Genomic DNA, 26,552 nt, shown 5'->3' with positions numbered 1-26,552 from the left:
AATCGGCTGCTTTTGCGCCCTCATGATTGCAGGTGCCCTCACGGTGTTGCGGAGCAGGTTGTGAGAAATCCGTACGAGGTTCTAGGCGTTGCCCCGACGGCGTCCTCGGCCGATATCCAGAAGGCCTATCGAAAGCTGGCGAAGAAGCTGCATCCGGATCTCAATCCGGGCGACAGGGCGGCCGAAGAAAAGTTCAAGGAAGTCGCTGCGGCGAACGATTTGCTCTCGGATGCCGACAAGCGCAAGCGCTTCGACGCCGGCGAGATCGATGAAAGCGGCGCCGAGCGGCCAGAGCATCGCTACTACCGGGATTTCGCCACCGCAGGTGAGGGGCATCCCTATGCCGACAGTTCCGGTTACGCCGATTACATGGACCAGGACGATGCGTTCGCCGAATTGCTCCGGCGCAGCGAGCAGGCCCGCGCCAACCGGCGCGGCCGCGACCTGCACTACAGCCTTTCGATCGATTTCGCGGAATCGATCACCGGCGCGAGCAAGCGCCTGACGCTTCCCGACGGCGGCACGCTCGACGTGACGATCCCGCCGGGGCTCATCGACGGCCAGGTCATTCGTCTGCGCAGCAAGGGCATGCCGGGCAGCGGCAAAGGCGGTCCCGGCGACGCGCTGATCGAGGTCGAGGTGCGCCCCGATCCGCGCTTCACCCGCGAGGGCGACGATATCTCGCTCGAATTGCCGATCTCGCTGTCGGAGGCTGTGCTCGGCGGCAAGGTCAACGTTCCGACCCCGACGGGTGCGGTCACCATGACCGTTCCGAAGGGATCGAACACCGGCACGACGATGCGGTTGCGCGGCAAGGGCGCGCCCAAGGTCGGCGGCGGTCACGGCGATGAGTTCGTCAAGCTCAAGGTGGTCCTGCCCAAGGGACCCGATCCCGCGCTCGAGGCGTTCGTGTCGAGCTGGGATCGCAAGGGATTCAATCCACGCGATGATGGTGCATCATGAACAGGCAGCAGTTCCTCATCGATGCGGGTCTCGAGGTGCAGACCCTGGAGTTCTGGATCGAGCAGCAATGGCTGGTTCCGGACGAGACCACGCACGAGATCAGCTTTTCCGACACCGACGTGGCGCGCGCGCATCTGATCCGGGATCTGAAGGGCGATTTCGGCGTCAACGACGAGGGGATCGACGTCATCCTGCATCTGGTCGACCAGCTGCACGGCCTGCGCCGTGCGTTCGAGGAGTTGCACAAGGATATCGCGTCATCGCCGCGCTAGCCGCGAACCTCAGTCCCGGGAGACGATCATGACGGACAAGCCGACGCCGCTGGCCCATGGCGAGATCGACGTTCTGATCTTGCAGGCGCTGGTGCGCAAGCTGATCGCAAAGGGCGTGCTGACGCCGGACGACGTCCGCGCGATGCTGTTCGAGGCCGCGAAAAACCTGGACCTCGTCGGCAGCGAGCTGACGACGGAGGCCGCCAACATCATCGTGCAGGAAGATCTGGCGCCCGCATTCCTCGGCGGCTGATTTCTTCAGGTCTGGCCGCTGCGGTTGGAGACCAGCCGGATTTGCGTGATCTGGTAGGCATTGCCGGCAAGATAGGCCTGCGCGTCGCGCACCAGACGCTCTATTGCCGCGGCGTCATAGCTCGGATGGCGGGTGTTCAGATGCAGGTCGGTCTCGATCTGCATCACATTGGTCGTGGCCTCGGCGCCGATCTCGATCGAGAACGACACCAGTGAAACGTGCGGGCTCTTGAATGCCACGTCTTGATCTCCTTTCGTCGCGCAGTGGACGCCGTTATCTCAAGCCGCAGAATCTTCCCTCGCGGTCGTCGCAGTCTGCACGGCAATGCCAGCGTGCCTGCGGTCGAGTTCCTCGATCATGCCGCGGGCAATCTCGCGCTCGCCCATGATCACGATGTCGGCGCCGAGGCCCTTCAGATGATCGACCTCGGCGTCGGAATGCGCGCGTGCGATGATCCGGATATCGGCATTGGCGGCGCGCGCCTGCTCGACGATCTGTCCGGCCTCGAAGGCTTCGGGAATGGCGATGACCAGCGATCGTGCGCCGGCCGGATTGGTCGCGCGCAGCACGCTGGCGCGCGCGGCGTTGCCCATCAGGGCCTCGAAGCCGCGCTGCCTCAGCTTTGCGACCATGTCGTCGGACGCCTCGACCGCGAGGAACGGCGCATTGCGCTGATGCAGGGCGTCGCCGACGAGGCTGCCGACCCGGCCGTAGCCGACCAGGATGGTGTGATCCTGCAAGTCGGTGACCGGGATCGCCTCGGCGGTCGCAACGGTCGGCGAGGCGGCCTGCGGTTTCTCGAGCCGCGAGGTCAGCCAGTCGACCACCGCGAACACCAGCGGGTTGAGCATGATCGAGAAGATCGCGCCGGCCAGGATCAGGTCGCGGCCGGCCTTCGGCAGCAGATTGAGCGCAACGCCGAGTTCGGCCAGGATGAAGGAGAATTCGCCGATCTGGGCAAGGCTCGCCGAGATCATCAGGGCGGTCGCCATCGGGTGACGGAACAGCACGACAATCAAAAGTGCGGCGAGCGACTTGCCGACCACGATGACGAACAGCGTCGCGAGAAACGGCCAGGGTTCGCGCACCACGCTGAGCGGATCGAACAGCATGCCGACCGAGACGAAGAACAGCACCGCGAATGCGTCGCGCAGCGGCAGGGTCTCCTGGGCGGCGCGCTGGCTCAGCGGCGATTCCCGCAGCATCATCCCGGCGAAAAAGGCGCCGAGTGCCAGCGAAACCCCGAACAGCTTGGTCGCGCCGAACGCGATGCAGAGCGCGATTGCGAGCACGGCCAGCCGGAACAGCTCGCGCGAGCCGGTGTGTGCGATGTAGTGCAGGGCCCACGGGATCAGCCGGCGTCCGACCACCAGCATCAGCGCGATGAACACGGCGATCTTGACCAGCGTCAGCACCAGCACGCCGGTCAGCCCAAGCCCGAAGCGGGTGGCGAGCGGATCGGAGACGAGCCCGGCGCCATCGCCGCCCTGGAAGCTCGCCACCGCCGGGAACAGCACCAGCGCGAGCACCATGGCGAGGTCCTCGACGATCAGCCAGCCGACCGCGATCTTGCCGCGTTCGGTGTCCATCAGCCGGCGCTCCTGCAGCGCGCGCAACAGCACCACGGTACTTGCGACCGACAGCGCGAGCCCGAACACCAGGCCGGCGCCGACGGTCCAGCCCATCAACAGCGCGAGGCCGAGGCCCAACAGTGTGGCGACCGCAATCTGCGCGATCGCGCCGGGCACCGCGATCGCGCGCACCGACAGCAGGTCGTTCAGCGAGAAATGCAGGCCGACGCCGAACATCAGGAGAATGATACCGAGCTCGGCGAGCTCGGTTGCCAGCGCCTGATCGGCGACGAAGCCCGGCGTGAACGGACCTACGGCGACGCCCGCGATGAGATAACCGACCAGTGGCGGAACCCGAAAGCGCTGCGCGATGGTTCCGAAGACGAAAGCGAGTCCAAGGCCCGCGACGATGGTCGCGATCAGAGGTGTGTCATGCGGCATTTCGCCTTGTCGCACAGCATGGTTGGCGGTGCACCGCGACCATTTGAGGCGCGGCATTCCGCGCGCGGAACTGTGATCTATTGCTCATGACGTGAGCATATGATCTCATGTCGGGATGGATCTGCGGCTGCCCCAGACCGATCTGGTCATCTTCGACTGTGACGGCGTGCTCGTCGACAGCGAGGAATTGAGCTGCCGCTGTCTCGCCGAGGCGATGACGAAGGCCGGCATCGCGATGAGCACCGAGCGGGCGCTCGAACTCTTCCTCGGGCGCAGCACCACGGCCCTGGTCGCGTATTGCCGGGGCGTGGGCAAGCCGTTGCCGGCGACCTTCCTGCCTGAATTGGCGCAGCAGGTGCGCGAGACCTTCCGATCGCAGCTCGAGCCGATTGCGGGCATCGCCGCCGTGCTCGCGGAATTGCAGCTGCCGTATTGTGTCGCTTCATCGAGTGATCTCGAGCGGGTGAAGTATTCGCTGGAGCTGACCGGTCTTGCCGCGAGCTTCGGACCGCGGCTCTACACCGCGCAGATGGTCTTGCACGGCAAACCGGCGCCGGATCTCTTCCTGTTTGCCGCCGGCAAAATGGCAACCGATCCGCGCCGCACGCTGGTCATCGAGGACAGCGTCAGCGGGGTAACGGCGGCAAAGGCCGCGGGCATGAAAGTGTGGGGATTTGTCGGCGGCGCCCACTATCGGTTGGCGGACGGCAGTGCTCTGCTGAAGCAGGCTGGGGCGGATCGAATCTTCGGCGCGATGACGGATTTCTGGAACGAAGGCTGACGCACAATCATGGCTGCGCCCGATAACGAAAAGTCTCGCCTCGACGATGCGGCGCGCGCCGGCTGGCTGTATTTCATCGCGGGCCACACCCAGGACGAAATTGCGAAAATGCTGCAGGTGTCGCGCGCCTCGGCGCAGCGCCTGGTGTCGCTGTGCCTTGCCGAGCGGCTGATCACGTTTCGCCTCGAGCACCCCATTGCGGCCTGCATGGAGCTCGCTTCCCGGCTGAAGGAGCGGTTCGATCTGGTGCATTGCGACGTCGTGCCGACTGATCCGGCGGCGCCGCTGTCGAATGCCGGGATTGCGGAGCGCAGCGCCAATCTGCTGGAGCTGACGCTGCGCTCGGAGACGCCGGTCATCGTGGCGCTCGGCACCGGCCGCGCGGTGCGCGCCGCGGTCGAGCGGGTCTCGCCGATCGAGCGGCCCGATCATCAGATCGTCTCGCTGGTCGGCAACATCTCCGCCGACGGCTCGGCGAGCTTCTACGACACGGTCGGACGGCTCGCCGACCGCACCGGTGCACGGCATTACCCGATGCCGCTGCCGTTCCTGATGTCGAGCGAGGATGAGCGCAACCGCATGATCCGGATCGATCCGATCGCGCGGGTGAGGGCGGTCGCCGCCAAGGCCGATCTGCGCCTGATCGGCATCGGCCAGATGGACCAGAAGGCCCAGGTCCATGTCGACGGCTTCGTCACCCGCGAGGAGTTGCTGGAGATGATGCGGCTCGGCGCGATCGGCGAGGTGACCGGCTGGGCCTATGACGCCAGGGGCAAACTGATCAAGGGCGGCACCAACAAGCGCCTGACCAGCATTCCGCCGCAGATCCCTGCGGTATCGACCACGATCGCCGCAGCCGTCGGCGCCGCCAAGGTGCCGTCGATCAAGGCTGCGCTGGCAGGCCGGGTGATCAACGGCCTCATCACGGATGAGGCCACCGCGCGCGCGGTGCTGGATCGCTAGCAGTCACGAATTGGGTGCGCTCCCTCCCCCGCAAGCGGGAGGGGTGAACCTTCGATGCCGATCCAGCTCATCCATTTCACTGCCAGCCGTTTCCCGGTCGCCTCCGCAAACACCTCCCTCCCAGGCTGTGATGGAACCCGCGATCGCGCGGGACGGCGCACCCGCGTGCTTGACAAATTTTAGCGACAGGTTGAACATACGCCCAACACGTGGGCATATGCTCAACGTGACATAAGGGAGGTCACCTTGAAAAACGTCCTTTGCGCCGTTGCGGGCGCGGCTGCTCTTTTGATCTCTGCCCCCTCGATCGCCCAGACCACGTTGACGGTGGCGACCGTCAACAACAGCGACATGATCCGCATGCAGGGGCTCACCAGCGAATTCACCGCGAAGAACCCCGACATCACCGTGAAATGGGTGACGCTCGAGGAGAACGTGCTGCGCCAGCGCGTGACCACCGACATCGCCACCAAGGGCGGCCAGTTCGACGTGCTCACCATCGGCACCTACGAGGTACCGATCTGGGCCAAGAAGAGCTGGCTGGTGCCGCTCGACAAGCTCGGCGCCGACTACGACGTCGGTGACCTGCTGCCGAAGATCAAGGATGCCGTCTCGGTCGACGGCAAGCTCTATGCCGCACCGTTCTACGGCGAGAGCTCGATGGTGATGTATCGCACCGATTTGTTCGACAAGGCCGGCTTGAAGATGCCGGAAAGCCCGACCTGGGACTTCGTGGTCGATGCAGCCAAGAAGCTGACCGACAAGGCTGGCGGCGTCTACGGCATCTGCCTGCGCGGCAAGGCCGGCTGGGGCGAGAACATGGCGTTCCTGACCGCGATGTCCAACTCGTTCGGCGCGCGTTGGTTCGACGAGAAGTGGGAGCCGCAGTTCAATTCGCCGGAATGGAAGAAGACGCTCACGACCTATGTCGACCTGATGAAGCAGGCCGGACCTCCCGGCGCCTCTTCCAACGGCTTCAACGAGAACCTCGCGCTGTTCAGCGCCGGCAAATGCGCGATGTGGATCGATGCCACGGTGGCGGCGTCCATGGTGACCAACCCGAAGGATTCCAAGGTCGCCGACAAGGTCGGCTTCGCGCTGGCCCCGAACACCGGGCTCGGCAAGAACGCCAACTGGCTGTGGGCATGGAGCCTCGCGATCCCCGCCGGCTCGAAGAAGGTCGATGCGGCCGAGAAGTTCATCGCGTGGGCGACCAGCAAGGATTACACCAAGCTCGTCGCGGACAAGCAGGGCTGGGCCGCCGCACCTCCCGGAACACGCACCTCGCTCTACAAGAATCCCGACTATCTGAAGGCGGCACCGTTCGCCAAGATGACGCTGGCCTCGATCGATGCGGCTGACCCCAGCCATCCGACCGTCAAGCCGGTGCCTTACGTGGGCGTGCAGTATGCGGCGATCCCTGAATTCCAGGGCATCGGCACCCAGGTCGGCCAGCAGTTCTCGGCCGCGCTGTCCGGTTCGACCACCGTCGATGCGGCGCTCTCGGCTGCGCAGTCCGCGACCGAGCGCGAGATGAAGCGCGCGGGCTACATCAAATAATCCACGCCCAGACAAAGCCAGGGCGCAGCACGCGCCCTGGCCGCCCGACCAGCTCAAACCTCCCGAGCTGGATCACTGCGACCATCCTGTCCCGCAGCGGGATGGTCGCTCCTTTCGAGAGAAGGAGGCGGGGATGGCGACCCAGCAGACCCAACTGCTCGCACGCACGCTGCTCACGCCCGCCGTGGCACTGCTGTTCATCTGGATGATCGTGCCGCTGGCGCTCACGATCTACTTCGCGACCCTGCACTACAATTTGCTCGATCCCGGCTCTGAATCCTTCGTCGGGCTGGAGAACTTTCGCTACTTCCTCACCGATCCGGCCTTCCTCGCCTCGTTGCAGAACACCCTGGTGCTGGTCGGCTCGGTGCTCGCGATCACGATCATCCTCGGCGTGCCGTTGGCGCTGTTGCTCGACCAGCAGGTGGTCGGGCTCTCGATTGTCCGCTTGATGGTGATCGCACCATTCTTCGTGATGCCGACGGTGAGCGCGCTGGTCTGGAAGAATCTCCTGATGCATCCGGTGTCGGGCCTGTTCGCCTGGATCGCACAACTGTTCGGCCTGCCGGCGATCGACTGGTTCAACGACGCGCCGCTGTTCTCGGTGATCCTGATCATCTCCTGGCAGTGGTTGCCGTTTGCCACCCTGATCCTGCTCACCGCGCTGCAATCGCTCGACGAGGAACAGAAGGAGGCCGCCGAGATGGACGGCGCGAGCGCGATCTCGACCTTCATCTACATCACGCTGCCGCATCTCGCGCGCCCGATCACGGTGGTGATCCTGATCGAGACCATCTTCCTGCTCACGGTGTTCGCGGAGATCTTCGTCACCACCGGCGGCGGCCCCGGGCTGCAGACCACCAACATCGCCTTCCTGATCTATTCGCAGGCGCTGATCCAGTACGACGTCGGCAGCGCCTCGGCGGGCGGCCTGGTCGCAGTGGTGCTCGCCAACATCGTCGCGTTCTTCCTCGTTCGCATCGTCGGCCGGAATCTGGAGGCGTAACGTCATGGCGCGGATGGTCACGACCCGGAACAAGGTGATCTCGACGGCGGCGGCCTGGCTGGTCGGCTTCCTGATCTTCTTCCCGATCCTCTGGATGGTGCTGGCGAGCTTCAAGACCGAGCTTGAGGCCTTCGCGATCCCGCCATCGTTCCTGTTCTTCCACTGGACGACCGAGAACTACGTCACGGTGCAGGAGCGTAGCGACTACCTCCACCACGCGCTCAACTCGATCATCATCGCCGGCGGCTCGACCTTGATCGCGATGCTGATCGCGATTCCGGCGGCGTGGTCGATGGCGTTCTCGCCGACCAAGCGGACCAAGGATGTGCTGCTCTGGATGCTCTCCACCAAGATGATGCCGCCGGTCGGCGTGCTGGTGCCGATCTACCTGATCTACCGGACCTTCGGCCTGCTCGACACAAGAAGCGGCCTGATCTTCATCCTGTGCCTCGGCAATCTGCCGATCGTGATCTGGATGCTGTTCACCTATTTCAAGGAGATCCCGAAGGACATTCTTGAGGCGGCCCGGATGGACGGCGCCACGATCGGGCGCGAGTTGATCTACGTGCTGACCCCGATGGCGGTGCCGGGGCTCGCCTCGACGTTGCTGCTCAACCTGATCCTGGCGTGGAACGAGGCATTCTGGACCCTCAATCTGTCGACGCTCGAGGCCGCGCCGCTCACCGTGTTCATTGCGTCCTATTCCAGCCCGGAAGGATTGTTCTGGGCGAAATTGTCGGCGGCGTCGACGCTCGCGATCGCGCCCATTCTCGTGCTCGGCTGGTTCAGTCAGCGGCAACTCGTCCGCGGCCTGACCTTCGGCGCGGTCAAGTAGCAGAAAGGCTTGTCCCATGGGTCAGATTACGCTGCAGGGTGTGCAAAAATCGTTCGGGCCGGTCCATATCATCAAGGGCGCCGACCTCGAGATCACCGACGGCTCCTTCGTCGTCTTCGTCGGTCCGTCGGGCTGCGGCAAGACCACGCTGCTGCGGCTGATCGCGGGGCTCGAGGACGTCACCGGCGGCGCCATCCTGATCGACGGCCGCAATGTGGTCGACGTGCCGCCGGCCAAGCGCGGCCTGTCGATGGTGTTCCAGTCCTACGCGCTCTATCCGCACATGAGCGTGCGCGGCAACATCGCCTTCGGCCTGAAGATGGCCGGGATCGCCAAGGACGAGATCAATCGCAAGGTCGAGGCCGCCGCGGCGACGCTCAATCTCACGCCCTATCTTGAGCGCAAGCCGCGCGAGCTCTCCGGCGGCCAGCGCCAGCGGGTCGCGATCGGGCGCGCCATCGTGCGCGAGCCGAAGGCCTTCCTGTTCGACGAGCCACTGTCGAACCTCGACGCCGCGCTGCGGGTGCAGATGCGGCTCGAGGTGACGCGGTTGCAGAAGCAGCTCGGCACCACGGCGATCTACGTCACCCACGACCAGGTCGAGGCCATGACCATGGCCGACAAGATCGTGGTGCTGAACGGCGGCAAGATCGAGCAATATGGCTCGCCGCTCGAGCTTTATGAGAAGCCCAACAACCTGTTCGTCGCCGGCTTCATCGGCTCGCCGAAGATGAACTTCGTCACCGGGGAACTCGCCAAGCAGCAGGGCGCTGCCACCATCGGCGTGCGGCCCGAGCATTTGAAGGTCGAGCGCGACGGGCTGGGCGGCTGGCACGGCACGGTCGCGGTCGCCGAGCATCTCGGTAGCGACACCTTTCTCTATGTCGATGCCGGACCGCTCGGGATGCTGACCGCGCGCTATGTCGGCGAGCTCGACCTGCATCCCGGCGACAAGGTGTCGCTGATCCCGGATCCGGCGCGCATCCATCGTTTCGACGACAGCGGAAAGTCGATTCACGCGTAAGGAAGAAGAAAATGTATCTCGAGAAATTCAGGCTCGGCGGCAAGACCGCCATCATCACCGGCGCCGGTCAGGGCATCGGGCTCGCCTGCGCCGAGGCACTGGCGGAGGCCGGAGCCAAGGTCATCATCGGCGACCGCGACGCCAAGGCGGCCCATGACGCGCAGGCGGAGCTGAAGACCAAGGGCTTCGACGCCGATATCGCGCTGATGGACGTGACCGATTCCGGCCGCGTCTCGGCAGTCGCCGACGAACTGGTCCGCAAGTACGGCAAGGTCGACATCCTCGTCAACAATGCCGGCATCGCGCGCAGCGAGACGCCGGCCGAAACCGTGACCGACGAGCATTGGCTCAACGTCATCGACGTCAACCTGAACGGCACCTTCTGGTGCTGCCGCGCGTTCGGCAATCACATGCTGAAGGCGAAGTCCGGCACCATCGTCAATGTCGGCTCGATGTCCGGCTTCATCGTCAACAAGCCGCAGGAACAGTGCTTCTACAATGCGTCCAAGGCCGCGGTGCACCATTTGACCAAATCGCTCGCCGCCGAATGGGGCGCGCGCGGGGTTCGCGTCAACGCCGTGGCGCCGACCTATATCGAGACGCCGCTGAACGCCTTCGTGAAGAACAGCCCCCGCATGTACGACGCCTGGATCGGTGGAACCCCGATGGCGCGGATGGGGCAGGTCGACGAGATCGCCTCCGTCGTGCTGTTCCTGGCCTCCGAGGCGGCGAGCCTGATGACCGGAAGCATCGTTCTGGTCGATGGCGGCTACACTTGTTGGTAGGATCGCGCCGGAAATAGCGGAGCGGCCATGCGGCAAGCCTATATCGGGGTGGACGTCGGGAGCACCAGCGCCCGGGCGGGGGTATTCGACGAGGCCGGTAAGCTATTAGGCTCGGCGCGGCATCCGATCCGGGTCTGGCACGAGCCCCGCGATATCGTCGAGCAATCGTCCGATGACATCTGGGCGGCCTGCGTGACGTCCGTGCGCAACGCGATGCGGGAGGCGGCGGTCGCCGCCGAGCACGTCAAGGGCATCGGGTTTGACGCGACCTGCTCGCTGGTCGTGCTCGACAGAGGCGGCCGGCCGCTCACCGTCAGCCCGTCCGGCGATCCCGCGCGCAATGTGGTGGTCTGGATGGACCACCGCGCGATGGATGAGACGGAGTTCGTCAACGCGACCGGCGACCGCGTGCTGCGCTATGTCGGCGGCGCCATCTCGCCGGAGATGGAGATCCCGAAGATCCTCTGGCTCAAGCGGCATCTGCCCGCGACCTTCGAGTCCGCCGGGCATTTCTTCGATCTCGCCGACTATCTCTCGTTCCGCGCTACCGGCTCGCTGGCACGCTCGACCTGCACGGTGACCTGCAAATGGACCTATGTGGCCGGTGAGGGCGGCTGGAGCGAATCGTTCCTGAAGCGAGTCGGGCTCGAGGCGCTCGCCGCCGATCGCTTCGCCCGCATCGGTACCGAGATCGTTCCGCCCGGCTCGCCGCTCGGCCGCGGGCTGTCGGAAGATGCCGCGCGCGATCTTGGCCTTGTGCCGGGAACCGCGGTCGGCGCCTCCTTGATCGATGCCCATGCCGGCGGCGTCGGCGCGATCGGCGGCCGCGACGGCTCAGGCACCGATGTCGATGTCTGCCAGCGACTGGCCTACATCATGGGAACGTCGGCCTGCATCATGGCGACGACGGTCGATCCCTGCTTCGTGCCCGGGGTCTGGGGCCCGTATTTCGAAGGCATGGTGCCGGGCTTCTGGCTGAACGAGGGCGGTCAATCTGCGGCCGGTGCCGCGATCGATCATCTGCTCAAATCGCACCCGGCGCATGCCGAGGTTTTGCTGGCTGCGAAGCACGACGGCGTCGATGTCATCGAGTATCTCGAAAAGCGCATCCTGGCGCGCAGCGGCAATGCCGGGGCCGCGGCGCTGCTTGCACGCAACGTTCATGTCCTGCCGGAATTCCTCGGCAACCGGTCGCCCTATGCCGATCCTGGCTCGCGCGCCGTGATCGCGGGGCTCGATCTCGACACCGACGTGTCGGCGCTGGAGCGGTTGTTCATCGCCGGCCTGTGCGGGCTGGCCTATGGCCTTGCCGACGTCATCGAGGCGCTGCAGGCCCACGGCGTCAGCGGCAAGACCATTGTGATCGGCGGCGGCGCGAGCCGCAGCCCCCTGGTGCGCCAGATCATGGCCGACACCACCGGTTACACGGTGGCGCTGCCGCAGACGCAAGAACCCGTCTTGCTCGGCGCCGCGATGCTGGGCGCGGTCGCCAGTGGTGCGCATAGCTCGATCAATGCGGCGATGGCCGGCATGTCGGCGCTCGGGCGGTTGAGCGAGCCGACCAGGCCCGAGTTGGCCGATTTCCATCGCAAGAAGCGCGGCGTGCACAAGATGCTGCGCCAGCTCGATCGTGACAGCCGCGAGGCGATGAAGCGGGCTCCCGGCGCGGCGCCGGGTTGAGGTGTTTGCATGCTGCTGAGTTGCGGAGATGCGCTGATCGATTTCCTGCCGTCGCGGACGGCGGACGGACGCGAGGCCCTGTCGCCCGCCGTCGGCGGCTCCTGTCTCAACATCGCAATCGGCAGCGCCCGGCTCGACGTTCCCACCGGCTTCGTCGGCGGCATCTCGACCGACACTTTTGGCCGGATGATCGCCGATCATGCCGCGGCCTCCGGTGTCGATCTCAGCCGCGCGACGCGCAGCGACCATCAGGCCACGCTCGCCTTTGCGCGCGTCACCGGCACCGAGACGCAATACGCTTTCTACGACGCCGACACGGCGTCGCGGAACTGGGCCTATCGGCGCGAGGCGATTGCGCTCGACGGCATCACATGCCTGCACACCGGCTCGACCACGCTGGTCCATGACAAGGGCGCGGCCGAGACGCTGGCCTTCATCGAGGATGCGCGGGCGACTGTGACGATCTCGCTCGATCCGAATTGCCGGCCGAACCTCGTCAAGGACAAGGACGCCTATCGCGCCCGCATGCTGGCGTTCTGCGGCAAGGCGGATATCGTCAAGATGTCCGACGTCGACTTCGCCTATCTGTTCGGCGATCAGGCCTATGCGGGGAGGGCCGAGGCGCTGCTGTCGGGCGGCGCATCGCTCGTCGTCATCACGCGCGGCAATGATGGCGCCTCTGCCTGGCATCGCCAGGCCGGACCGATCGAGGTCGCGTCGCCCGTGGTGAATGTCGTGGATACGATCGGCGCCGGCGACAGTTTTCAGGCCGCGCTGCTCGCCGCATTGCATCGGCTGGATCGGATCGCGCGGCAGCAACTGCGCGAGGTCGACGCGGCCGAGCTCACGCGTGCGCTGTCGTTTGCCTGCCAATGCGCCGCTTTCACCTGCACGCGCGCCGGCGCCGATCCGCCGCGGAGCCGGGAGTTGCCTGCGGACACCTGGTAGTTGCTCGGCAGCGGCAAACACCGCGCGTCACAAATGTGCAACGACCTTCTCGGCGCACTTGAGGAAACTTCGGATCAATGGGCTGGCGGAATCGCGCCGCCAGCAGGCCGCGATCTCGATCGTGTCGGCGATGTCGACGAAGCGCCGGAACGCGATGCCGGGCGGCGCGCCGAGCTTGGCGCAGGCCGGCAGGATCGCGAGCCCTTCGCCGGCGAGCACGAGGCTGAGCGCCGAGTGCACGGTCTCCACCCGGCTGACAACCGGCATCACGACCTGATGCCGCCGCAGCATCGCCGATACCGCCGACGAGGTGGGCTCCTCCGGCCGTGGCAAAGCGATGAGCGGACGCCCCTGCAATCTGCTGACCGGTACCGCAGGGAGGCGGGCGAGCGGCGAGCGCGCGGGCATCGCCAGCATCAGCGGCTGCGTGCCGATCTGGGCGACCTGGATTTCCGGGTGATGGATCGCGGGCATGCACAAGGCAACGCTGACGGCGCGGTCGAGCAGCAGCGTCTCGCGGGTGGAAGCGGAAAGCTCCACGAAATCGAGATCGACGCCGGGCAGCGACCGGCGCAGCTCCGGCACCAGGCGCGGCAGCACCGCGCTCGCCAGCACGAACATGTAGCCGACCGCGAGCCTGCCGCGCTGTCCGGAAGCGATCGCGCGCGCCGCCTCGATGCCTTCCTCGGCCAGCGCCAGCGCCTCGCTCGCGCGCGACAGCAGAGCGAGGCCGGCCTCGGTCAAATCCATGCCGCGCGTGCCGCGCCGGAACAACGGCGTGCCGAGCTCGGCCTCGAGCTTGCGGATCTGCACCGACAGCGGCGGCTGGGCCATCCGCAGCCGCTCGGCGGCCTTGCCGACGCTACGCTCTTCAGCCACCGCGACGAAGTAACGAAGCCGACGCAAATCCATAGGCATACCGAAAACGTATGGGTTGGCCTTCAAATTCGTATTGGACGCCGAGTTAACATGGGAGGCATTCTGGCTGTCAATGCGGTCGAACGTGTCGTCCGGCCCTTTAGAGAGCGTGTTTGGGGATGAGTGGAGATCCGTGTCTTCTGCCGGCGACCGAATTGCGCGCGCGCATCGCCGCCAGGGAAATCTCTCCCGTCGAACTCACCGCCGCGGTGCTCGCCCGCGCCGAGCGCCTGCAGGGCGAGCTGAACTGCTTCATCACGCTTTGCGCCGACGAGGCGATGGCGCAGGCGAAGGCCGCGGAGCGGCAGGTCATGGCCGGCGAGCCGCTCGGCCTGCTGCACGGCATCCCGTTCACCGTGAAGGACATCGTCAGCACCAAAGGCGTGCGCACGACCTTCGGCGCGGTGCCTTACCGGAACAATGTGCCGAACCATGATGCCGTGGCGGTGGCCCGGCTCCGTGCGCAGGGCGGAATATTGCTCGGCAAGACCACGACGCCGGAGTTCGGCAGTAAGTGCCTGACCGACTCGCCGCTGTTCGGCCGCACCCGCAATGCGTGGAGCGCCGCGCGTTCCAGCGGCGGCTCGAGCGGCGGCGCGGCGGTGGCGGTCGCGAGCGGGATCGCGCCGCTGGCGGTTGCGACCGACGGTGGCGGCTCAACCCGGATTCCCGCCGCCTGCAACGGCGTGGTCGGGATCAAGCAGAGCAACGGCGTGATCCCGCACAGCCAGGTGCAGGACGCCTTCGGCAACCAGACCTATGTCACGCCGACCACGCGCACGGTCGCCGACACCGCGCTGATGATGCAGGCGATGGCCGGCGAGGATCCGTCCGATCCGTGGTCGATCGGCGTGCCGGTGCCCGATTATCTCGATCGCGCGGCGCCGCGCGGTGATCTCCGGGGCAGGCGGGTGTTGTACTGCCTGTCGCCACCGGGCCGCCCGGTGACATCAGATGTCGCCGCAAACTTCAAGGCGAGCCTTGACCGGCTGGCCAGCCTCGGCGCCGAACTCGAGGAGTTCTCCGGTGATGGCTTCGACATCGAGCCGATCTGGCGCGCCATCAATCACACCGTCTGGCGCACCCGTTTCGGGAAGCTCGCCGCCGACCATCCCGATGACCTCAGCCCGACCTTCCTGAAGCAACTCGCGCTGGCCGCGAAGGTGAGCGGCGTCGAGTACCAGCAGGCGATGTTCGACCGCACCGCGCTGTTCCGCCGGGTGCAGGCGCTGTTCGCGCGCGGCGATCTGTTGGCGATGCCGACCCTGACCCGCACGGCGCTGCCGATCGAGCAAGATCTGTTCGGCAGCATCGACATCGACGGCCAGAGCTTCGACAGCGTGCGGCCGCACTGGTTTCCCTGGACCATGCTGTTCAACATGACTGGACATCCCGCGGTCAGCATCCCCTCCGGCTTCGGCCGCGACGGCCTGCCGATCGGCCTGCATTTGGTCGGTCGCTTCCGGGCCGATGCGGAACTGCTGCGCGTCGCCGCGCTGTTCGAAGAGGCGAGCGATCTGCTCGGCCGTTGGCCGGCGCTGACATGATGAATGGCGCGGCGAAGGGCTTGCATTCGTCCGCGAACATGTTGAAACCTGCGGCCTGTTCCCAACCCTTCGGGCGGGCATGAGCGTATTCTTCCTGCGGCGGATCCTGACCTTGGTGGCGACGCTGTTCGCGGCCTCGCTGATCATTTTCCTGGTGCTCGACGCGCTGCCGGGCAATGCGGCGCAGATGCTGATGGGCGCCGACGCCTCGCCCGATGCGGTGCGCGCGCTCACCGTCAAGCTCGGCCTCGACCAGCCGCTCACCGTTCGCTATCTGCTCTGGATCAAGGGCATGGCGGTCGGCGATCTCGGCAACAGCTATGTCTATGGCACGCCGGTGGCCGGCCTGATCGCGGAGCGACTGGTGCTGACGATCCCGCTCGCGATCATGTCGATGCTGATCACGGTGGTGCTGGCGCTCGCCGCCGGCATCTACACCGCCGCCAATCACAACAAGATCGGCGATGTCGGCGTGATGTCGCTGACTCAGATCGGCATCGCGCTGCCGAATTTCTGGTTCGCGATCCTCCTTATCCTGCTGTTCTCGGTGAAGCTGCAATTGCTGTCCGCCGGCGGATTTGCCGGCTGGGATGACGGCGTCTGGGCCGGGATCAAGTCGCTGCTGCTACCCGCGATCTCGCTCGCCGTGGTGCAGGCCGCGATCCTCGCCCGCGTCACCCGCTCCGCCGTACTGGAGGTGCTGCGCGAGGACTTTGTGCGTACCGCGCGTGCAAAAGGGCTCGGCAAGCGCGAGGTGCTGTGGCGCCACGTGCTGCGCAACGCCATGATCCCGGTCATGACGGTCATGGGCCTGCAATTCGCCAATCTGCTCGCCGGCACCATCGTGATCGAGAATGTGTTCTATCTGCCGGGCCTCGGCCGGCTGATCTTCCAGTCGATCGCCAACCGCGACCTGATCGTGGTGCGCAACTGCGTGATGCTGCTGGCTGCAATGGTCGTGACAGTCAACTTCGTGGTCGATGTGCTCTATGCCTTCATCGATCCGCGCATCAAGGTGGCCAACCTGTGAGCGCGCCGCTGACCGCATCCGCCGGCGCGCCGGCACTCGCACCCGGCGAAACGCCTGCGACCGGCTTCTGGCGCCGCGCGCTGCGTCATCGCAGCTTCGTCCTCGGCGCGGTGCTCAGCCTCGTTGTGCTCGTCGCGGCGCTGCTGTCGCTGGTCTGGACGCCGTGGTCGGCCTACGACATCGACGTCGCATCGAAGCTGCATCCGCCGTCGGCGGCGCATTGGCTCGGTACCGACGTGCTCGGCCGCGACATCGTCTCGCTGCTTTTGGTCGGCGCGCGCTCCACCATCATGGTCGGCGTCATCGCGGTGGGCATCGGCCTGACCTTCGGCGTCGGCCTCGGCCTGATCGCGGCGGCCCGCAAGGGCTGGACCGAGGAGCTCATCATGCGGATGAGCGACTTCACCTTCGCTTTCCCGGCCGTGCTGTCGGCCATCATGCTGGCCGCGGTCGCGGGCCCCGGCATGGTGACGTCGATCACCGCGATCGGCATCTTCCAGATCCCGACCTTCGTCCGCGTCACCCGCGGCTCGGCCAATGCGATCTGGGCCCGCGAATTCGTGCTGGCCGCGCGCGCCGCGGGCAAGGGCGCATTCCGCATCACGATCGAGCACGTGCTGCCGAACATCCTGTCGATCCTGATCGTGCAGGCGACGATCCAATTCGCGCTGGCGATCCTCGCCGAGGCCGCGCTGTCCTATCTCGGGCTCGGCACCCAGCCGCCGCAACCGTCCTGGGGCCGCATGCTCAACGACGCGCAGACCCTGCTGTTCCAGTCGCCGATGCTCGCGGTCTATCCCGGCGTTGCGATCGCGATCGCGGTGCTCGGGCTCAATTTGCTCGGTGACGGCTTGCGCGACCTGCTTGATCCCCGTCTGGCGCGGGAGCGTTGAGCATGAGTGACGCGCCGCTGATCGAGGTGAAGGACCTGGGCGTCCGGCTCAACACCAGCCGCGGCCCGGCGCAGGCCGTCCGCGGCGTCAGCTTCGCGCTTCGCCGCGGCGAGACGCTCGGGCTGGTCGGCGAATCCGGTTGCGGCAAGTCGGTCACGGCGCTGGCCCTGATGGGGCTGTTGCCGGACAGCGCCGTGATCAGCGGCAGCATCCGGCTCGATGGTGCAGAGCTCGTCGGCCTGCCCGATACGGCCTATTGCAAGCTGCGCGGCAATCGCATCAGCATGATCTTCCAGGAGCCGATGACGGCGCTCAATCCGATGCACACGATCGGGCACCAGGTCGCCGAGCCGCTGCGGCGTCACACCGGCATCTCGGCAACGGAGGCGCGCGGCGAAGCCATCGCCTTGCTCGATCGCGTCGGCCTGCCGGATGCCGCGAAGCGGGTCGATGCCTATCCGCACCAGTTTTCCGGCGGCCAGCGCCAGCGCATCACGATCGCGATGGCGCTGGCCTGCCAGCCCGATGTGCTGATCGCCGACGAGCCGACCACGGCCCTCGACGTCACGATCCAGGGCCAGATCCTCGATCTGATCGCCGATCTCGTTGCGGAGCGCGGCATGTCGATGATCCTGATCTCGCACGATCTCGGCGTGATCGCCGAGAATGTCGAGCGCATGATGGTGATGTATGGCGGCACCGTCGTCGAAAGCGGCGCCACCGATGCCGTGTTCACGCGGATGGGCCATCCCTACACGCAGGGCCTGTTCCGCGCCCGGCCGCGGCTCGGCGCGCGCAAGGGGACGCGGCTCACCACCATCGCCGGCACCGTGCCGGAATTGGCCGACCTGCCCGCGGGATGCACCTTCGCCGACCGCTGCGGGATCGTCGAGGCGCGTTGCCGCGCGGCGCTGCCGGCTGTGGTCGATGTCGGCGGAAGGCATGGCGTGCGCTGCATCAGGACCGACGTCTCGATGTCCGCCGGGGGCGTCGGCGCATGACGGTACTGGAACAGCCATCATCCGCAACGCCGTTGCTCGAGGTGAAGGACCTCGCGCAGCGTTACACCCTGCCGCGTGAAAGCCTGTTCAAGCCCGCAGCGCAGGTGCACGCGCTCAATGGCGTCACTGCGCAAGTCATGCCGGGCAAGAGCCTCGGCGTCGTCGGCGAATCCGGGTCGGGCAAATCGACCCTTGCGCGGCTGGTGATGGCGCTGGAGCGGCCGACATCGGGGCAGGTCGTCATGATGGGCCGCGACCTCAACCGAATGCCGCCCGACGAGCTGCGCCGCGCGCGCCGCGATTTCCAGATGGTGTTCCAGGATCCTTACGGCTCGCTCGATCCGCGGCAGACCATCGCGCGGATCGTGGCCGAGCCGCTGACTGCGCTCGGGCGCATGGATCGTGCCGGCCTGCGCGAGCGCGTCGCCACGGTGCTGCGGCAGGTGGGGCTGCGCGATGCCGACATGGACAAGTTCCCGCACGAATTCTCCGGCGGCCAGCGCCAGCGCATCGCGATTGCACGCGCGCTGATCACCCAGCCGAAGCTGATCGTCGCCGACGAGCCGGTCTCGGCGCTCGACGTCTCGGTGCAGGCGCAGGTGCTCAATCTGATGCAGGATCTGCAGGACGAGTTCGGTCTGAGCTACATCCTGATCAGCCATGACCTCGCCGTGGTCGATCTGCTCTGCGACGAGATCGCGGTGATGTATCTCGGGCGGATCGTCGAGCAAGGGCGGCCCGCCGATCTGTTCGCCCACAGCGCCCATCCCTACACGCGCGCGCTGCTGGATGCGGTTCCGCGCGCCCGGGCAGGTGGCGTCCGGCGCCGCCGCGGCGCGCAGGCGATCGGCTCGCAGGCGTCCGCTGTGACCGGCTGTCCCTACGCGCCGCGCTGCCCGCTCGCCGACCAGCATTGTCGCGAGACCGCGCCTGCGCTACGCAGCGTGGGAGACGCCCATCTGGCTGCCTGCCATTATGCCGAATCCGTGATGACGCTGCCGCCAGTGGTCGCGAAGGCCGGTTAGTCTATTGTGCGGGACCAGCCCAGGCTGATGAAAGAGCACGTCCGGGGAGCAGACCAATGTTGAGGAAATTGTGCGTCATCGCGGCTGCTGCCGCACTCGCCGCAGCGCCGCTGCCGAGCCTCGCGCAGGGCAAGAAGGACAGCGTCGTGATGGGCATGACGCTGGAGCCGCCGGGACTCGATCCCACCAACGCGGCGGCCGCAGCGATCGCCGAAGTCACGCTCTACAACGTCTATGAGACGCTGACCAAGATCAACGAGGACGGCTCGGTATCGCCGCTGCTCGCCGAGAGCTGGCAAGCCTCACCGGATCTCAAGACCTATACGTTCAAGCTCCGCAAGGGCGTCAAATTCCACAACGGCGAGCCGTTCGATTCCGCGGCGGTCAAGTTCACGTTCGACCGTGCCGCGGCGCCGACCTCGACCAACAAGGACAGGAGCCTGTACCAGGCGTTCGCGTCGGTGACGGCGCCCGACCCGGAGACCATCGTCGTCGCGTTGAAGTACTCCGAACCGAACCTGCCGTTCCTGCTCGGCCAGGCATCGGGCTCGATCGTCGAGCCGAAGAGCGCGCCGACCGATGTGACGCAGCCGGTCGGCACCGGGCCCTATACGCTCGGCAGCTGGGCCAAGGGCTCGTCGATCACGCTGGTGAAATGGCCGGAGTATCGTAACGCCGCTGCGATCAAGCTTTCCAAGGTGACGATCCGCTTCATCGGCGATCCCGCCGCGCAGGTCGCGGCGCTGTTGTCGGGCGACGTCGACGCCTTTCCGCGGGTTGCCGCGGCCCGCAGTCTGGCGCAGTTCAAGGCCGACCCGCGCTTCAACGTGCTGATCGGCGGCTCGCGAACGAAAACCATCGTCGGCATCAACGAGCGCAAGAAGCCGCTCGACGACGTCCGCGTTCGCCGCGCCATCCTGGCCGCGATCGACCGCAAGGCGATGATCGACGGCGCGGTCGACGGCTTCGGCACGCCGATCGGCAGCTTCTACACGCCGGGATCGCTCGGCTATGTCGATACCACCGGCATCAACCCCTATGATCCGGAACTCGCCAAGAAGCTGCTGGCCGAGGCCGGTGTCAAGACGCCGCTCGAGCTCAGCCTCAAGCTGCCGCCGCCGTCCTACGCGCGGCAGGGCGGCGAGGTGCTCGCGGCCCAGCTCGCAAAAATTGGCATCGTTGCCAAGATTGAGAACGTCGAATGGGCGCAGTGGCTGTCGCAGGTCTTCACCGGCCCGCACAATTACGACCTCACCATCGTCGCGCATGTCGAGCCGTTCGACCTCGTGAAAATGACCGAGCCGGATTATTATCTCGGCTACAAATCCGAGGCGTTCAATGCGCTCTATCAGCAGATCATGGCGACGCCTGATGAGGCCGGCCGGGCAAAATTGCTCGGCGACGCGCAGCGGATGCTGGCAACCGATGCCGTCGCCGGCTTCCTGTTCCAGCCGCAACTGATCACGATCGCCAACAAGAAGCTGAAGGGCGTCTGGAAGGACGTGCCGCAGTTCGAGAATGATTTCTCGACCTGGGTTTGGGAGTAACTTGCGAGTAACTTGGGAGTAACTTGGGAGTAACCCGGGAGCAGGCGATCGCGCCGGCGGAGAGCAATGGCCTCAGCCGGCGCCGCACCTCGCGCGTCGCTGCCGCTTGACGCTTAGTCTCATTTTGCGTGCTGCGCCTGCGAAGGCGAATGTGTCCGGCGATGCGCGAGGACGTCGGAAGCCACCGATATTGCTTACATTGATGCAAGCCCGCGGTCGCAGCACTTCAGGCGCGCGAACGCATGCGGTTCCGGCTTCGCATTGAGCGCATCGGTTGTCTTTGTGAACGACAGCGCTAACATGGAACCCGTCCATCGATACCTGTCGTTGTCTTTTTTGATCACCTATTGCAGCGCAACCAAGGCCACCACGGTACGCGCTGGCTACGCCAGGCCTCGAGGGGGAAGTAGCAAACACCATCCCTGATACTGCAACCAAGAAATAACGGGGGAGACTATGTACGTGAAAGGGCTTGCGGCATTTGCCGCAGCGGTCGGCGTTGGCCTGTTGTCCGGTGCCGCCATCGCACAAGAAGTCAAGCAGGAGAAGCAGTCGGTCCTTGGGAACGCCAATGTGCCTCCGGTGACCCAGGAGCAGCTCAACGCCGCTGACAAGAACGCCAAGGACTTCCTGCTCACCAACGGAAATTACGCCCAGACGCGGTTTTATCCAGGCAAGCAGATCAGCCGGGACAATGTGAAGAACCTGCACGTCGCCTGGATTTTCCAGACCGACGGCAAGGAGTCGCTCGAGACATCGCCGATCGTGGTCGACGGCGTGATGTATGTCACGACGTCGTTCAGCCATGTCTATGCGCTCGACGCCAAGACCGGCCAGCAGCTCTGGCACTATGCCCACAAGATGGGCCCGATCACCGTCTATTGCTGCGGTCCCAACAATCGCGGCGTCCAGGTGCTCGGCGACCGGGTCTATCTGGCGACGCTGGATTCCAAGCTGATGGCGCTGAATGCCAAGACCGGCGAGGTGGTCTGGACCACCAACATCGCCGATCCCGAGCTCGGCTACAGCGAGACGATGGCGCCGACCGTGGTCAAGGACAAGGTGCTGATCGGCACCAATGGCGGCGAATACGGCATCCGCGGCTTCGTGCGCGCCTACGACGCCAAGACCGGCAAGCAGCTCTGGAATTTCAACACCATTCCGGAGAACTCCGTCGGCGTCTGGGCGACCAAGGATGCCACCGGCCGCGACATGCATCGCAATATCCAGGCCGAGAAGGACGTGCTCGCCAAGATCGGCGATCCCTATGCCAAGCTCGGCGGCGGCGTGTGGCAGAACCCGTCGGTCGATCTCGCAACCAACCGGATCTACTTCGTCGTCGGCAATCCGTCGCCCGACCTCGACGGCTCGAACCGGCCCGGCGACAACCTCTACACCAACTCGCTGGTCTCGCTCGATCTCGACACCGGCAAGTATGTCTGCCACTTCCAGTATATCGCCCATGACGTCTGGGATCTCGACGCGGTCAGCCCGACGGTGCTGGTCAACGTCAAGGACAAGGACGGCAAGACGATTCCCGGTGTTATCCATGCCGGCAAGACCGGGCACATCTATGTGCACGATCGCAAGGACTGCAGCCTGATCCGCTTCTCCGAGGCGATGGTGCCGCAGGAGAACATGTGGGTGCTGCCGACCAAGGAAGGTGCGCGCATGCTGCCCGGCGCCAATGGCGGCGTCGAATGGTCGCCGATCGCGACCGATCCGGGACAGGAGCTGGCCTACGCCATCAACCTGCACCAGCCGATGACCTACCACGTCGAAAGCTCCGCCTATCCGAACGGCAAGCTGTGGCTGGGCGGCGCCTTCAAGGTGATCCCGAGCGAGAAGCAGTCGGGCAACATCACCGCGGTGAACTACAACACCGGCAAGATCAAATGGCAGGTCAAGACGCCCGAGCCGATGATCGGCGGCATCCTCGCCACGGCCGGCGGCCTGGTGTTCACCGGTGAAGGCAACGGCAAGTTCGCGGCCTACAATTCGTCGAGCGGCAAGGAGCTGTGGAGCTTCCGCGCCGGCGCCGGCGTCAACGCGCCGCCGTCGAGCTACATGATCGGCGGCAAGCAATATGTCGTGGTCGGTGCCGGCGGAAACACCCAGCTCGACTACAAGCGCGGCAACAACATCATCGCCTTCACGCTCGACTGAGCCGAGACGGGATGCATAATCGCACGTGCAAGCATTGGCGGGACCGGTTCGGTCCCGCCTTCGCTTTGTTTGATGAAAGTTCTAACCGCGTCATTGCGAGCGAAGCGAAGCAATCCATCGTGTCACCTATGCGGAAGCATGGATTGCTTCGTCGCTATCGCTCCTCGCAATGACGCAGGTGGACGGATACTGCGCCTTAGGATGAGCAGATGCTTGGTAAATTGATGATGTGCGGCGCCGCGCTGCTGCTGATTGCGGCGCATGCGCGCGCGGAGACGATCGAGGAGAAGGTGCAGGTCTGCACTGGTTGCCACGGCGAGGACGGCAAGCCCGTCGACAAGACCATTCCGACGATCTGGGGCCAGCAGGCCGGCTATCTCTATATCCAGCTCCGCGATTTCAAGCGCGGCGATCGCAAGAGCGAGATCATGCAGCCGATCGCGACCCAGTTCGAGCGCGACGACATGCTGGCGATCGCGGAATATTTTTCGCAGAAGCCGTGGCCGAATCTCGGCCAGCCGAGCGCGCCCAAGGACGTCGCAGCGAAGGCACTCAGCGCCAGCGCTTCGGTCGGTTGCCCGGCCTGCCACCTCGATCGCTTCCAGGGCGACGGCACGGTGCCGCGGCTCGCCGGGATGGGACGGGACTACCTCGCCAAGACCATCGCCGATTTCCGCACCCGCGCCCGCGGCAACAATCCCGGCATGTCGGACCTCATGATAGCGACGTCGCCGGACGACCTCGACGCGCTGGTGGACTACCTGGCGGGGTTGTAGCGGCGGGCAGGTTGACCCTCACGCGCGCGCAGGGCTGTCGCATATGCGTTTTTGGCGGTCGGGTCGGGCGCGAGCGCCCGACCCCGTTCCGCGTATCTGAGCGTCAAAGTTCCGGTCAGTTCGGTCGAGACCCGGACACCACGCCTGGAACAGGAAAAGCTCGGCACATCTCGATGCACTCCGACCTGAGACGCGCGAGGATCGCATCGTCTCCGTTCGCCTGCAGAGCCCCCGCAATGAACTCGCCGATACGGCGCATTTCGGAATCTCCCATGCCACGCGTGGTCGCTGCCGGTGTCCCAATTCGAATACCGCTTGGCCTGAGCGGCGGACGCGGATCGTCTGGAATAACTTGCTTGTTTGTGGTGATGGCGATGGCATCGAGCACGTCCTCGGCTGCTCGCCCGTCCAGCCCGACGGACGCTATCGTATCGACGACCATCATGTGATTGTCCGTCCCGTCCGTGACCAGCTTCATCCCGCGTTCCATCAGCGCGCCGGCAAGAACCTTCGCGTTGCGCAGAACCTGTCGCGCGTAAAGCTGGAAATCCGAGGTCGCCGCCTTCTTGAGCGTCACGGCAGTCCCGGCCACGACGTTCATGTGAGGTCCGCCCTGCAACCCGGGAAAGACGGAAGCATCGATCCGACCGGCATTTTCCTTCCGGCACAGGATGATCCCGCCGCGGGGGCCGCGCAGTGTCTTGTGGGATGTCGTCGTCATGACGTCGAAGCCGGCATCAAGCGGATTGCGCATGACATTCGCGGCAACCAACCCTCCATAGTGGCTCACGTCAGCCATCGTGAGCGCGCCAACTTCGTCGGCGATATTCTTGAACGCCGCATAGTCCAGGTCGCGCGGATAGGAGCTGTAGCCGCACAACACCATCTTCGGACGCGCTTCACGCGCAATCGCGCGCAGTCCATCGAAATCTATCGCGCCGTTTGACGGTGCCGTCTTGTAGCGAACGAAGTTGAACAAACGCCCCATGTGGGACACCGGCGCGCCGTGGGTGAGATGACCGCCGTGGGACAGGTCCATGGCGAGGATCGTGTCGCCGGGCTGCAACAGGCTGAGGTAGACGGCCTGATTCATCGGTGATCCGGAAAGCGGCTGAACGTTGGCGTGCTCGGCACGAAAAAGCGAGCAGGCCCGCTGGCGTGCGAGGTTCTCGACGTCGTCCGTATACTGCTGGCCGCCGTAGTATCTGCGTCCCGGATATCCCTCGGAGTATTTATTGGTGAAGACCGATCCGAGCAGTTCAAGCACCTCCGGATAGGTGTAATTCTCGGACGGAATCAGTTCGACGCCGTCCTGTTGACGGCGCTCTTCCCCGACAAGGGCAGCGGCGATCTCTTGATCGTTGATGGACAGTTCGTTGCGAAACGACGGCATGATCGGGCTCCTCAACACGCTGTTTTTCCAGCAGATTGGTTGCCCAGGCGATCGGCGTCGGAACCCTTCGCGCTTCCCCGTGGTCTATTCCACGTTAGCTCGCCAGTCGCGCGATAGGACGAATGAGCACGGAGACTCTTCGCAAAGGAGAATTTAGCCGACCTGCGGACCTTCCGCAACCAATGAGTCCATCGCGTCAAGCTTCAGCGCGGCGTCAGCTCCTCGCGCAGCGCGGACAGGATCGTGAGATCGGCGGCGTGCTTGCCGGCCTTGTCGGCCAGCGCCGCATCGGCGCCGTGGGCGAGCAGCGCCTTCGCGATCGCCGGGTGGTTGCCTTCGGCGGCGATCATCAGCGCCGTGCGTCCGCGCGCGTCGCGATCGTCGACCCTGGCGCCTGCGTCCAGCAGATACGCGACGACCTCGAGCGCCTGCGCCTCCGGCACGGTCTCATCCGGTCCGGCCGCCCACATCAGCAGCGTGAGGTCGTTGGCGTAGCGCGTGTTGATGTCGATATCGAGTGCGAGCAGCTGCTTGACGATGCCGAGCTGGCCGCCGGCGGCCGCATACACGACCGGCGGCTTGCCGGTGTCGTCGGCCTTGCGGCCGTCGGCGCCGTGCGCCAGCAGCATGCGCACCACCATGTCCCGGCCGGCATAGGCGGCGGCCGCGACCGCCGAAGCGCCGCTGCGTCCGGTGAGATTGACGTCGGTGCCGCGATCGATCAGCCGCTGCACGATCGCGACATGGCCGCGCTCGGCGGCAAGATACAGCGCGGTCGATCCCGCGAGGTTGCGCGCATCGACCGGCGCACCGCGGGCCAGCAGCAGGTCGACCATGTCGAGATGGCCGGAGCGGGCGGCATGGCTCAGCGGCCTTGCGCCGAGCCGGTCCCGCGCATCGACCGAAGCGCCGCCATCGAGCAGCGCGGTGGCGAGGTTTATGCAATCGGCATTGGCGGCCGAGAATAGCGTCAGCGAGATCTCGACTGCGCTGAGCTGGGCCTTGTCGGTTTCGTATTTGCGGGTCAGCTCGCGGCAGCGTGCCGGGTCGGCCGCAGCAGAGCTGCTGTGAGCGTGGCCCGCAACAAACAGCGCGGCGAGGGCGATGCGGCGATACAAGACGTGTCCTCCGTATGGCCTGCTGACAGGTCAGCCATTTGGATTGAGCGTCGCAT

25 protein-coding genes and 1 riboswitch are annotated in these 26,552 nt (G+C 65.6%); of the genes, 20 read left to right on the top strand and 5 right to left on the bottom strand.

Annotated features, from left to right (window positions below; translation table 11 throughout):
- Positions 1–60 precede the first annotated feature (60 nt).
- From ACVIGA_RS12650 to ACVIGA_RS12640, 3 genes are read left to right on the top strand one after another with little or no spacing between them, the layout of a single operon-like run.
- Positions 61–963, top strand: coding sequence for a DnaJ C-terminal domain-containing protein (locus ACVIGA_RS12650; RefSeq protein WP_456666644.1), 903 nt, complete (start codon positions 61–63; stop codon positions 961–963).
- Positions 960–1,235, top strand: coding sequence for a chaperone modulator CbpM (locus ACVIGA_RS12645; protein ID WP_456666643.1), 276 nt, complete (start codon positions 960–962; stop codon positions 1,233–1,235). Before ACVIGA_RS12650 ends, ACVIGA_RS12645 begins: the two co-directional genes overlap by 4 nt.
- A gap of 28 nt (positions 1,236–1,263) precedes the next feature.
- A complete protein-coding gene (locus ACVIGA_RS12640) occupies positions 1,264–1,488 on the top strand; it encodes a hypothetical protein (RefSeq protein ID WP_021081495.1) in 225 nt (74 codons plus the stop codon).
- Between the two features lie 5 nt (positions 1,489–1,493).
- On the opposite strand, the gene ACVIGA_RS12635 is transcribed toward ACVIGA_RS12640, so the two are convergent.
- Positions 1,494–1,727 (bottom strand): hypothetical protein, encoded by a 234-nt coding sequence (locus tag ACVIGA_RS12635; RefSeq protein ID WP_456666642.1) that lies wholly within the window; start codon positions 1,725–1,727, stop codon positions 1,494–1,496.
- A 39-nt stretch (positions 1,728–1,766) separates the two neighbouring features.
- Complete coding sequence (ybaL, locus tag ACVIGA_RS12630; protein WP_456666641.1) at positions 1,767–3,500, bottom strand: YbaL family putative K(+) efflux transporter; 1,734 nt, start codon at positions 3,498–3,500, stop codon at positions 1,767–1,769.
- A gap of 115 nt (positions 3,501–3,615) precedes the next feature.
- Between ybaL and ACVIGA_RS12625 the strand changes: the two genes are divergently transcribed.
- The 9 genes from ACVIGA_RS12625 to ACVIGA_RS12585 all read left to right on the top strand — a co-directional run bounded on the left by ACVIGA_RS12625 (position 3,616) and on the right by ACVIGA_RS12585 (position 13,082).
- A complete protein-coding gene (locus ACVIGA_RS12625) occupies positions 3,616–4,281 on the top strand; it encodes an HAD family hydrolase (RefSeq protein ID WP_456666640.1) in 666 nt (221 codons plus the stop codon).
- Between the two features lie 9 nt (positions 4,282–4,290).
- Positions 4,291–5,244, top strand: coding sequence for a sugar-binding transcriptional regulator (locus ACVIGA_RS12620; protein WP_456666639.1), 954 nt, complete (start codon positions 4,291–4,293; stop codon positions 5,242–5,244).
- A 246-nt stretch (positions 5,245–5,490) separates the two neighbouring features.
- The gene (locus tag ACVIGA_RS12615) at positions 5,491–6,804 is read left to right on the top strand and encodes an ABC transporter substrate-binding protein (RefSeq protein ID WP_223977330.1); all 1,314 of its coding nucleotides are present in this window, start codon (positions 5,491–5,493) and stop codon (positions 6,802–6,804) included.
- 133 nt (positions 6,805–6,937) lie between these two features.
- A complete protein-coding gene (locus ACVIGA_RS12610) occupies positions 6,938–7,810 on the top strand; it encodes a carbohydrate ABC transporter permease (RefSeq protein ID WP_223977332.1) in 873 nt (290 codons plus the stop codon).
- 4 nt (positions 7,811–7,814) lie between these two features.
- Positions 7,815–8,645 (top strand): carbohydrate ABC transporter permease, encoded by an 831-nt coding sequence (locus ACVIGA_RS12605; protein ID WP_092116645.1) that lies wholly within the window; start codon positions 7,815–7,817, stop codon positions 8,643–8,645.
- Positions 8,646–8,661: 16 nt separating this feature from the next.
- Positions 8,662–9,669, top strand: coding sequence for an ABC transporter ATP-binding protein (locus ACVIGA_RS12600; RefSeq protein WP_456666638.1), 1,008 nt, complete (start codon positions 8,662–8,664; stop codon positions 9,667–9,669).
- Positions 9,670–9,680: 11 nt separating this feature from the next.
- Positions 9,681–10,454: an SDR family NAD(P)-dependent oxidoreductase gene (locus ACVIGA_RS12595; protein WP_456666637.1), complete on the top strand. Its 774-nt coding sequence runs from the start codon at positions 9,681–9,683 to the stop codon at positions 10,452–10,454.
- A 27-nt stretch (positions 10,455–10,481) separates the two neighbouring features.
- Positions 10,482–12,134, top strand: a complete 1,653-nt coding sequence (locus ACVIGA_RS12590; RefSeq protein WP_456666636.1) for an FGGY-family carbohydrate kinase — start codon at positions 10,482–10,484, stop codon at positions 12,132–12,134.
- Positions 12,135–12,143: 9 nt separating this feature from the next.
- A complete protein-coding gene (locus ACVIGA_RS12585) occupies positions 12,144–13,082 on the top strand; it encodes a carbohydrate kinase family protein (RefSeq protein ID WP_456666635.1) in 939 nt (312 codons plus the stop codon).
- Between the two features lie 27 nt (positions 13,083–13,109).
- Here the strand turns inward: ACVIGA_RS12585 and ACVIGA_RS12580 are convergent, their stop codons facing one another.
- Positions 13,110–13,994 (bottom strand): LysR family transcriptional regulator, encoded by an 885-nt coding sequence (locus tag ACVIGA_RS12580; protein WP_456666634.1) that lies wholly within the window; start codon positions 13,992–13,994, stop codon positions 13,110–13,112.
- A 125-nt stretch (positions 13,995–14,119) separates the two neighbouring features.
- On the opposite strand from ACVIGA_RS12580, the gene ACVIGA_RS12575 reads away from it, so the two are divergent.
- The 8 genes from ACVIGA_RS12575 to ACVIGA_RS12540 all read left to right on the top strand — a co-directional run bounded on the left by ACVIGA_RS12575 (position 14,120) and on the right by ACVIGA_RS12540 (position 23,985).
- Entirely contained in the window at positions 14,120–15,547 is a 1,428-nt protein-coding gene (locus ACVIGA_RS12575; protein ID WP_456666633.1) for an amidase, read from the top strand.
- Positions 15,548–15,626: 79 nt separating this feature from the next.
- Positions 15,627–16,577, top strand: coding sequence for an ABC transporter permease (locus ACVIGA_RS12570; protein ID WP_375776796.1), 951 nt, complete (start codon positions 15,627–15,629; stop codon positions 16,575–16,577).
- Positions 16,574–17,470 (top strand): ABC transporter permease, encoded by an 897-nt coding sequence (locus tag ACVIGA_RS12565; RefSeq protein ID WP_456666632.1) that lies wholly within the window; start codon positions 16,574–16,576, stop codon positions 17,468–17,470. Before ACVIGA_RS12570 ends, ACVIGA_RS12565 begins: the two co-directional genes overlap by 4 nt.
- Before the next feature lie 2 nt (positions 17,471–17,472).
- On the top strand, positions 17,473–18,471 hold the full coding sequence (locus ACVIGA_RS12560; protein ID WP_456666631.1) for an ABC transporter ATP-binding protein: 999 nt from the start codon (positions 17,473–17,475) through the stop codon (positions 18,469–18,471).
- Entirely contained in the window at positions 18,468–19,496 is a 1,029-nt protein-coding gene (locus ACVIGA_RS12555; protein ID WP_456666630.1) for an ABC transporter ATP-binding protein, read from the top strand. The genes ACVIGA_RS12560 and ACVIGA_RS12555 overlap by 4 nt, the downstream gene beginning before the upstream one ends.
- A 56-nt stretch (positions 19,497–19,552) precedes the next feature.
- On the top strand, positions 19,553–21,043 hold the full coding sequence (locus ACVIGA_RS12550) for an ABC transporter substrate-binding protein (RefSeq protein WP_456666629.1): 1,491 nt from the start codon (positions 19,553–19,555) through the stop codon (positions 21,041–21,043).
- Between the two features lie 456 nt (positions 21,044–21,499).
- Complete coding sequence (locus ACVIGA_RS12545; protein ID WP_456666628.1) at positions 21,500–23,209, top strand: outer membrane protein assembly factor BamB family protein; 1,710 nt, start codon at positions 21,500–21,502, stop codon at positions 23,207–23,209.
- Positions 23,210–23,418: 209 nt separating this feature from the next.
- A complete protein-coding gene (locus tag ACVIGA_RS12540) occupies positions 23,419–23,985 on the top strand; it encodes a c-type cytochrome (protein WP_456666627.1) in 567 nt (188 codons plus the stop codon).
- A gap of 115 nt (positions 23,986–24,100) precedes the next feature.
- Here ACVIGA_RS12540 and ACVIGA_RS12535 read toward each other — a convergent pair whose 3' ends face one another.
- Together ACVIGA_RS12535 and ACVIGA_RS12530 are read right to left on the bottom strand one after the other, a co-directional pair.
- Positions 24,101–25,378 (bottom strand): serine hydroxymethyltransferase, encoded by a 1,278-nt coding sequence (locus ACVIGA_RS12535; protein ID WP_456666626.1) that lies wholly within the window; start codon positions 25,376–25,378, stop codon positions 24,101–24,103.
- A gap of 34 nt (positions 25,379–25,412) precedes the next feature.
- Positions 25,413–25,498, bottom strand: a riboswitch (ZMP/ZTP riboswitch).
- Positions 25,499–25,581: 83 nt separating this feature from the next.
- Positions 25,582–26,496: an ankyrin repeat domain-containing protein gene (locus ACVIGA_RS12530; protein ID WP_456666625.1), complete on the bottom strand. Its 915-nt coding sequence runs from the start codon at positions 26,494–26,496 to the stop codon at positions 25,582–25,584.
- Positions 26,497–26,552: the final 56 nt, after the last annotated feature.

It is taken from the genome of Bradyrhizobium sp. USDA 3240, from assembly GCF_054063295.1.
Note: the sequence above shows the minus strand (reverse complement) of the source record. Positions and strands in the feature narration are given on the sequence as shown.

What these genes read in the sequence shown, in the direction of transcription:
- ACVIGA_RS12585 (WP_456666635.1), top strand. Translation starts at nt 12,144, where the DNA reads ATGCTGCTGAGTTGCGGAGATGCGCTGATCGATTTCCTGCCGTCGCGG.
- ACVIGA_RS12535 (WP_456666626.1), bottom strand. Translation starts at nt 25,378, where the DNA reads ATGCCGTCGTTTCGCAACGAACTGTCCATCAACGATCAAGAGATCGCC.
- ACVIGA_RS12600 (WP_456666638.1), top strand. Translation starts at nt 8,662, where the DNA reads ATGGGTCAGATTACGCTGCAGGGTGTGCAAAAATCGTTCGGGCCGGTC.
- ACVIGA_RS12620 (WP_456666639.1), top strand. Translation starts at nt 4,291, where the DNA reads ATGGCTGCGCCCGATAACGAAAAGTCTCGCCTCGACGATGCGGCGCGC.
- ACVIGA_RS12575 (WP_456666633.1), top strand. Translation starts at nt 14,120, where the DNA reads ATGAGTGGAGATCCGTGTCTTCTGCCGGCGACCGAATTGCGCGCGCGC.
- ACVIGA_RS12545 (WP_456666628.1), top strand. Translation starts at nt 21,500, where the DNA reads ATGTACGTGAAAGGGCTTGCGGCATTTGCCGCAGCGGTCGGCGTTGGC.
- ACVIGA_RS12580 (WP_456666634.1), bottom strand. Translation starts at nt 13,994, where the DNA reads ATGGATTTGCGTCGGCTTCGTTACTTCGTCGCGGTGGCTGAAGAGCGT.
- ybaL (WP_456666641.1), bottom strand. Translation starts at nt 3,500, where the DNA reads ATGCCGCATGACACACCTCTGATCGCGACCATCGTCGCGGGCCTTGGA.
- ACVIGA_RS12645 (WP_456666643.1), top strand. Translation starts at nt 960, where the DNA reads ATGAACAGGCAGCAGTTCCTCATCGATGCGGGTCTCGAGGTGCAGACC.
- ACVIGA_RS12640 (WP_021081495.1), top strand. Translation starts at nt 1,264, where the DNA reads ATGACGGACAAGCCGACGCCGCTGGCCCATGGCGAGATCGACGTTCTG.
- ACVIGA_RS12560 (WP_456666631.1), top strand. Translation starts at nt 17,473, where the DNA reads ATGAGTGACGCGCCGCTGATCGAGGTGAAGGACCTGGGCGTCCGGCTC.
- ACVIGA_RS12625 (WP_456666640.1), top strand. Translation starts at nt 3,616, where the DNA reads ATGGATCTGCGGCTGCCCCAGACCGATCTGGTCATCTTCGACTGTGAC.
- ACVIGA_RS12605 (WP_092116645.1), top strand. Translation starts at nt 7,815, where the DNA reads ATGGCGCGGATGGTCACGACCCGGAACAAGGTGATCTCGACGGCGGCG.
- ACVIGA_RS12595 (WP_456666637.1), top strand. Translation starts at nt 9,681, where the DNA reads ATGTATCTCGAGAAATTCAGGCTCGGCGGCAAGACCGCCATCATCACC.
- ACVIGA_RS12540 (WP_456666627.1), top strand. Translation starts at nt 23,419, where the DNA reads ATGCTTGGTAAATTGATGATGTGCGGCGCCGCGCTGCTGCTGATTGCG.
- ACVIGA_RS12555 (WP_456666630.1), top strand. Translation starts at nt 18,468, where the DNA reads ATGACGGTACTGGAACAGCCATCATCCGCAACGCCGTTGCTCGAGGTG.
- ACVIGA_RS12610 (WP_223977332.1), top strand. Translation starts at nt 6,938, where the DNA reads ATGGCGACCCAGCAGACCCAACTGCTCGCACGCACGCTGCTCACGCCC.
- ACVIGA_RS12570 (WP_375776796.1), top strand. Translation starts at nt 15,627, where the DNA reads ATGAGCGTATTCTTCCTGCGGCGGATCCTGACCTTGGTGGCGACGCTG.
- ACVIGA_RS12550 (WP_456666629.1), top strand. Translation starts at nt 19,553, where the DNA reads ATGTTGAGGAAATTGTGCGTCATCGCGGCTGCTGCCGCACTCGCCGCA.
- ACVIGA_RS12590 (WP_456666636.1), top strand. Translation starts at nt 10,482, where the DNA reads ATGCGGCAAGCCTATATCGGGGTGGACGTCGGGAGCACCAGCGCCCGG.